The 7,032-nt window shown below is 60.7% G+C and carries 8 protein-coding genes; 1 reads left to right on the top strand and 7 read right to left on the bottom strand.

The window, feature by feature from the left end; genetic code table 11:
- The first annotated feature begins 26 nt into the window (after positions 1–26).
- Positions 27–290 carry a hypothetical protein gene (locus JWR14_RS14275; RefSeq protein WP_075583450.1) on the top strand — a complete coding sequence of 88 codons (264 nt, stop codon included), beginning with the start codon at positions 27–29 and terminating at the stop codon, positions 288–290.
- 249 nt (positions 291–539) lie between these two features.
- Here JWR14_RS14275 and JWR14_RS14270 read toward each other — a convergent pair whose 3' ends face one another.
- The 7 genes from JWR14_RS14270 to JWR14_RS14240 all read right to left on the bottom strand — a co-directional run bounded on the left by JWR14_RS14270 (position 540) and on the right by JWR14_RS14240 (position 6,874).
- Positions 540–1,313 (bottom strand): MBL fold metallo-hydrolase, encoded by a 774-nt coding sequence (locus tag JWR14_RS14270; protein WP_299707720.1) that lies wholly within the window; start codon positions 1,311–1,313, stop codon positions 540–542.
- 10 nt (positions 1,314–1,323) lie between these two features.
- On the bottom strand, positions 1,324–2,466 hold the full coding sequence (gene bamC / locus JWR14_RS14265; protein ID WP_299707718.1) for an outer membrane protein assembly factor BamC: 1,143 nt from the start codon (positions 2,464–2,466) through the stop codon (positions 1,324–1,326).
- A gap of 163 nt (positions 2,467–2,629) precedes the next feature.
- On the bottom strand, positions 2,630–3,535 hold the full coding sequence (gene dapA / locus JWR14_RS14260; protein WP_299707716.1) for a 4-hydroxy-tetrahydrodipicolinate synthase: 906 nt from the start codon (positions 3,533–3,535) through the stop codon (positions 2,630–2,632).
- Positions 3,536–3,577: 42 nt separating this feature from the next.
- Positions 3,578–4,195: a class I SAM-dependent methyltransferase gene (locus tag JWR14_RS14255; protein WP_299707714.1), complete on the bottom strand. Its 618-nt coding sequence runs from the start codon at positions 4,193–4,195 to the stop codon at positions 3,578–3,580.
- An 8-nt stretch (positions 4,196–4,203) separates the two neighbouring features.
- Positions 4,204–5,406 carry a tryptophan--tRNA ligase gene (locus JWR14_RS14250; protein WP_299707712.1) on the bottom strand — a complete coding sequence of 401 codons (1,203 nt, stop codon included), beginning with the start codon at positions 5,404–5,406 and terminating at the stop codon, positions 4,204–4,206.
- A 4-nt stretch (positions 5,407–5,410) separates the two neighbouring features.
- Positions 5,411–6,076 (bottom strand): site-2 protease family protein, encoded by a 666-nt coding sequence (locus JWR14_RS14245; RefSeq protein ID WP_299707710.1) that lies wholly within the window; start codon positions 6,074–6,076, stop codon positions 5,411–5,413.
- A 159-nt stretch (positions 6,077–6,235) separates the two neighbouring features.
- Positions 6,236–6,874 (bottom strand): L-threonylcarbamoyladenylate synthase, encoded by a 639-nt coding sequence (locus JWR14_RS14240; RefSeq protein ID WP_299707731.1) that lies wholly within the window; start codon positions 6,872–6,874, stop codon positions 6,236–6,238.
- Positions 6,875–7,032 lie beyond the last annotated feature (158 nt).

Genomic DNA, 7,032 nt, shown 5'->3' with positions numbered 1-7,032 from the left:
ACCTTTAACCATAAAAGGACGTGATCATGAAGAAATCTCTCCTCGTAGCATCCCTGTTGGCTGCTGTTGCTCTTGCTGCATGCAACAAGTCTAGCGATACGGCTGCTCCGGGCGCTGCTAGCGATACCTCGGCTGCTTCGGCACCTGCTGCTGCTGCTTCGGATTCTGCAGCTGCTGCTAGCGACGCAGCTTCGAGCGCTACGGCTGCTGCAAGCGACGCAACTGCGGCTGCTGCATCGGCAACCGACGCAGCTTCTGCAGCTGCTCCTGCTTCGGGCGCAAGCCAGTAAGCACCTAGTCAGGGGCCTAGTTTTCCGCTCTTTTAGCTGTTTCATCTAGCTGAAAACGAAGCCTCCGCAATAAGCCTCGCAGATTTTCATTCTGGGAGGCTTATGAAAAAACCGGCCCTCGGGCCGGTTTTTTTACGTCTGCTGGTTCTTGATGTAAATCTTGATGTGAATACGCGGAATGCCTGTGTGCGGCGATATGAAGCGATACGCAGCGCGTGCTGCAGCGCTTATAGAGGATCGCAGCGCAGTTTATAACGACAGCCAGTCGAACCCGTCGGCTTGGGTAGCCACCACGACATCGGCCGGCGTACCACCCAGCACGGCGGCGAGCGCCGCCTGGGCCAGCTCAGGCAAGTTGTTTTCCCGACTTAGATGAGCGGCCACCAGATGGCGCAGCTTCGATCGATCGAGCGCTGCGAGAATCCCTGCTGCAGCGTCGTTGTTCAGGTGTCCATGCATACCGCCAATACGCGCCTTGAGCGACGCTGGGTAGCGGCTTGTAGCGAGCATCCCGACATCGTGATTCGACTCGAGCACCAATGCATCGCAACCACTCAGTACGTTTGTGATGTGGGCTGTAGCACCCCCGACATCCGTCAGGACCCCCAAACGGCTTACGCCGTCCGAGAACACGTACTGGAGGGGCTCGCGCGCGTCGTGGGGCACAGTATAGGGAAGCACTTCCAGGTCCCCTACCATCACGCTCTCATCGCCCCAGAGCACGCGTAGATCGACCGGGGCGTCATCGGCACCCACTGCGCGCGCGGTGCCCCAGCTCATGTGCAACGGAATAGAGAATTTGCGCGCCAGAGTCAGCGCGCCACCAATGTGATCCGCATGCTCATGCGTGATAAGAATGGCGTCGATCTGGTCTGCCCGCACGTCGAGCCGCGCGAGGCGCCGCTCGACTTCCTTCGCGGAGAAACCACAATCCAGCAGCACGCGCGTGGTCGTCGTGCCGCTGACCGACTCGACCAGCAACGCATTGCCTTCGCTGCCGCTGCCGAGACTGGCAAAACGCATTGGCGAAAACCTAGTTCAACTGCGCGTGCAACAACGCGACGATCCGTTGTGCGTCAGTGGACGTATCCACCTGTCCGTTAGCGTCGACGACGGCAATCTCCGTAACCGTGTCGGCCTTCGGACGCACGTTGACCATGAACTCGCGCCCAGGCTTGGGTGTGCCGCCACCGAAGAACTTGCCGAGTAACCCTTCCTTCTTCAACTCCTGCATGGAGTCCGAGAAGCGCACGTAGTAAAGCCCCTTCGCGCGATCCCGGTTGTCAACGGTGAAGTTGGTCCGGTCGAGGGCAAGGCCTACACGCAGCCAGGCGCTGTCGAATGGCTCGGAGAGATCGAGCGTGGACGGGCCACCTGTCGGATCTGCCGAGGCCGTCGCAGTCGCCGGGCGTGCATCGGTCAACAGCTGTTTGGCCTGCGCGTCGGTGAGACCAAACTTCTCCATCAGCTTCGCGAGGAATGCGGCTTCAAGTGCGGGGTTGCGCGGCCGCTCGACCCATTTTGACGACGTCTTGTCCTGACCCGTCAGCACTTCTTCCATCGCGCTGTGGCTGATGGAAATATCGGTGGAACCACTCGCACCGCGCTCGACCAGCGTACGGAACTGATCGCGTGTACCCGATGAATACGCAAAGTCGACCAGCTTGCCAATGCTCTTCCTGAACCAGTCGTCCGGAATGTTCGCGCGGTTTTCAGCCCAGTCGGTCGTCATGATGCCGGTAGCAGCGGCATCGGTCTTGAGCGTGAAACCGTTCTCCTCCCAGAACTCCTGCAACTGCGGCCAGAGCTGGTCGGGCGAACGGCCATCGACGACGAGCCAGCGGCGATCGCCGTCACGCTCCACGTGCATGCCGAACGGGTCTTGCGGATTCGGCACGCCCACGGTTGCATTGCCAGCCGGCGTAAGTGCACGCGGCGCGGCACCGCCAAGCGTATTCAGCTTGGGGGGCGCGGCATAACGCTGGCTGATATCGGCCGTGGTCAGATCCGACGGCACGGTCAGCGTAGGCGCCGTTTCGGCACCCTTGTAATTGACCCGATCCGGCGCGAGCCAGTCGTTCAATGTGTCACAACCGGCGAGCGAGATCAGCGTGCCGATTCCAAGCGACAGCACGCTCAGGGTGCGAGCGTGATTGAATAAGGCAGAACGTTTCATGAGGTCCTTCGTGATGCTGAATGCGCGTTGCCTGGAAGCTAAGCCGGGAACGGGTCGATGAACGACGGGTTGATGACACTCGCTGGCTGGCCAAACGGTAATAAGGCCGAACCCACTGCATTGCAGCGGGACGCACGGTTTAAATGCGTTCCGCCGCCAGCCGTCAGGCCAGAAGTCCTGTTTCACGCAATGCGTCGCGCACGGCGTCGTGATAGCGCGCGTCGAGCGGCGTCAGCGGCAGGCGAATTCCGCTTTCCATCCGCCCAAGGGCAGCAAGCGCCCATTTCGCGGGGATCGGATTCGACTCGCAAAACATCTGCTTATGCAGCGACAGCAAGCTCAGGTGAATCTTGCGCGCGGTGATCGCGTCGCCGGCAAGCGCGGCGCGGCAGAGTTCGCTCATCGCTCTCGGCGCAACGTTCGCGGTCACCGAAATGTTGCCGTGGCCACCGAGCAGCATCAACGCGATCGCCGTCGGATCGTCGCCGCTGTAGATCGCAAAATGCGCCGGCGCGTACTTGATCAGGTTTGCCGCACGGTCGATATTGCCCGTTGCCTCTTTCACGCCCACGATGCCCGGAACCTCAGCTAAACGCAGGACGGTGTCGTGGTTCATGTCGGCAACGGTCCGGCCCGGAACGTTATACAGGATCACGGGCAGGTCGACGGATTCCGCGATTTTGCGGAAGTGCTGGTACATGCCTTCTTGCGTCGGCTTGTTGTAGTAAGGAACTACTTGCAGCGTGGCGTCGGCGCCGACTTCCTTCGCTGCTTTTGCCAGCTCGACCGCTTCGGAGGTGGAGTTGCCGCCCGCGCCGGCAATGATCGGAAAGCGCTTGGCCGTGTGTTCGACCGCGGTTTTCACCATCAGGATGTGTTCGTCCACCGAGAGCGTGGCCGATTCACCGCTGGTGCCGACCACGACGAGGCCGTTCGAGCCCTCTTCCACATGCCAGTCGATCAGTTTTCGAAACGCCGGCAGATCGAGACTACCGTCCTCGTGCATCGGGGTGACGATGGCAGGAATGCTGCCGCGGATCTGGATGCCGCCGTGTGTTCCGTTTGTCATGAAACGCTATGAAATTGGTCGGTAAACCGCGATTGTAGCGGATTAGCCCTGCAGTACGTAACGAACGGGATCTGACGCATTGTTACGTTCCGTAAGGCCTGTTGGCATGGACCGCAGCGGGGCGGCGGCGACAATGCGCTGCACGCAGGATGCACGCGGGACGTTGATAAATCCATCCTGATAAGCGATGACCCGCAACCGGCCCCGCACGGCGTCGAGCAACTCGCCAGGATTGAGCAGGAAGTCCGGGTTCGACGGCTTGCCAAATCCGGCCCGCTCGTTGCCTGCGGCGAAGGTCTCATAGAGCAGCACGCCGCCGGGCGCCAAGGTATCGAATAGATACGGGAACAGGGGCCGGTGGAGGTAATTCGTCACCACGACCGCAGCGAATTTCTCGTCGTCCCGCAGCGGCCAACTTGCGTTTTCCAGATCGGCGCAACGGGTCGTCACATGCTCCACGGCAGCAAGGCTCGCCAAGGCGGTTTCATCGCGATCCAACGCCAGCACCGGATGCCCGCGCAACGCGAAATAACGCGCATGGCGGCCATTGCCCGACGCAACGTCGAGTACCGCGCCGCCCTGCTCCACCAGATGCGACCATTGCTCAATCCATGCACTGGCGGTGGTGGGTGGCGTGGGCGACTTTTCTTGCGTTGGCATTGCGGTCATCAGTTATACGAGAGGCCCATCGCGTCGCGGACGTCACGCATGGTCTCTACCGCGAACTTGCGCGCTTTGTCGCAACCGTCCGCCACGATCGCGCGCAACAGCGACGGATCGTCCATGTATTTCTGCGCGCGTTCCAGCATGGGTTGCTGCTCGTGCAAAATGCCCTCGATCACCGGCTGCTTGCATTCCAGGCAGCCAATGCCAGCGCTGCGGCAGTTCGTCTGCACCCACTTGTGCGTGGTTTCATCGGTATAGACCTGATGCAGTTGCCACACCGGGCATTTGTCCGGGTCGCCTGGATCAGTGCGGCGGACCCGAGCCGGATCGGTCGGCATGGTGCGCACTTTCTTCGTGATGGTCTCGGCGTCTTCACGCAAGCCGATGGTATTGCCATACGACTTCGACATCTTCGCGCCATCGAGTCCCGGCATGCGTGACGCTTCAGTCAGCAGCGCCTGCGGCTCGACCAGAATGATCTTGCGTGCACCTTCCAGGTATCCGAACAGCCGTTCGCGATCATTCATGGAGAGGCTCTGCGACTCCTGCAGCATCGCACGCGCCTTTTCGAGCGCTTCGTCGTCGCCTTCTTGCTGATACGCAACTCGCAACTCGTGATAAAGCTTCGCGCGTTTGCCGCCGAGTTTCTTCGCGGCATCGAGTGCCTTCTCTTCGAAATCCGCCTCGCGCCCGTACAGATAATTAAAGCGCCGCGCGATCTCGCGCGTCATTTCGACGTGCGGCACCTGGTCCTCGCCGACCGGCACGAGCGATGCGCGGTACAGCAGGATATCGGCAGCCATCAGCACCGGATAACCGAGAAAGCCGTACGTGGTCAGGTCCTTTTCCTTCAACTTCTCGATCTGCTCTTTATAGGTCGGCACGCGTTCGAGCCAGCCGAGCGGCGTACTCATGCCGAGCAGCAGCGCAAGCTCGGCGTGTTCCGGCACGCGGCTCTGGATAAAGAGCGTGGCCTGCGCCGGATCGATACCGGACGCGAGCCAGTCGATCAGCACTTCCCAGACGTTCTTCTCGATAACTTCAGGCGTTTCATAGTGGGTCGTCAGTGCATGCCAGTCGACGACCGCAAAAAAACACGGGTACTCGGACTGCAGCCGCACCCAGTTCTTGAGCACGCCGTGATAGTGGCCTAGATGCAGCGAGCCGGTCGGCCGCATGCCTGAGAAGATACGGTCAGGGAACATGGATTTATTGTAAAAGCGAGGCAAGGGGATTCAGGACGGCCGACACCGCGACATACCCGGCGCTCACCAGCGGCCCGAGCCAAAAACGCGTCAAGGTGCCGGTCATGACAAGTGCCATCACGATGAAAAAGCCGTAAGGTTCGAGCCGCGAAAGCATGATCGATGCGCGTACGGGCAGCAGCGCCATCAGGACGCGTCCACCGTCGAGCGGCGGCAGGGGAAACAGGTTGAGCACGCCAAGCACGAGGTTCACGCCAACGCCGGCCGCAGCCATGCGCGTAAAAAACGGTTCGCTGACGCTAAATGACGCCAGCAGCACCGCGACTACGCCCCAGATCAGCGCCTGGACGAAGTTGCTCGCGGGGCCGGCCGCCGCGACCCACAAGCTGCCCCAGCGCGGATTGCGCAGGTTCCCGAATGCCACCGGCACCGGCTTCGCGTAACCGAACATGAACGCGCCACTCGTGACGAAATAGAGGATCAGCGGAATGGCAAGCGTGCCGACGGGATCGATGTGGCGCATTGGGTTGAGCGACACGCGACCGAGCACGTAAGCCGTATTGTCACCCAGCAGACGGGCCGCATAGCCGTGAGCGGCCTCATGCAGCGTGATCGCGAAGATCACGGGGAGCGCGTAGACCGCGATGGTTTGTATCAGGGAGGAATCCATAGCTCGCTATTGTATCAAGCAGTTGTGGCGCCACTCGTTGGCGGACGGTTTGGCGTTCGCCCAGGGCGATGGGGCGCGAGCGTCGAAGCAGTGAGTCTGCGCCCGGGGCTATTCGCCCGAACGCAGCGTCACTGCGCATTGTGTCATCGTGCAGGGTTTTCAGGCGTTTTCAGCGGTAATACCGAATGGTTCCAGACTGCCCAGGCCGGGGCGCACCAACACAGGTTCGTCGCCGGTCAGGTCAATCACCGTGGACGGTTCCATCGGGCATGCGCCGGCGTCGATGACCAGGTCAATCTGTTTTTCCAGCCGCTCGCGAATCTCTTCGGCATCGTTGAGCGGGTGCGTGTCGGGCGGCAGGATCAGCGTCGAACCGAGCAGCGGCTGACCCAGCGCTTCGAGCAACGCGAGCGTGATTGCGTGATTCGGCACACGCAGGCCTATCGTCTTTCGCGAAGGGTGCGACAGGCGCCGGGGCACTTCCTTCGTCGCCTGGAGCACAAACACGTAAGGACCGGGCGTAACCGATTTAATCAGACGATAGTTGCGGTTATCGACGATCGCGAAATTCGACAATTCCGATAAATCGCGCACTAGCAGCGAGAGCAGTTGTTTCTCGTCGAGTCCGCGAATCCGGCGGATCCGTTCAACCGCATCTTTATCGTCGAGATGGCACGCGAGCGCGTAGCTTGAATCGGTCGGCAACGCGACAATGCCACCATCGTTGATGATCTGCACCGCCTGGTTGATCAGTCGCGGCTGCGGATTGTCAGGATGAATTCGAAAGAATTGAGACATGACCAGATAGACGTAAGTGGGTTGTCCGGAAGCTTGCTGCCAACGGTCGCCGATACGCTGGGCGGCTGCATGTGAGCCGAATATCAGATAAAGGCGACGAACGGCTTCCATGCGAACACGCGAGAATACCCGCAAATGCACGCAGTTGCGCGACAAAC

It is taken from the genome of Caballeronia sp., assembly GCF_028292365.1.
Lineage (GTDB): Bacteria > Pseudomonadota > Gammaproteobacteria > Burkholderiales > Burkholderiaceae > Caballeronia.
This window is presented reverse-complemented; position numbering and strand designations above follow the sequence as displayed.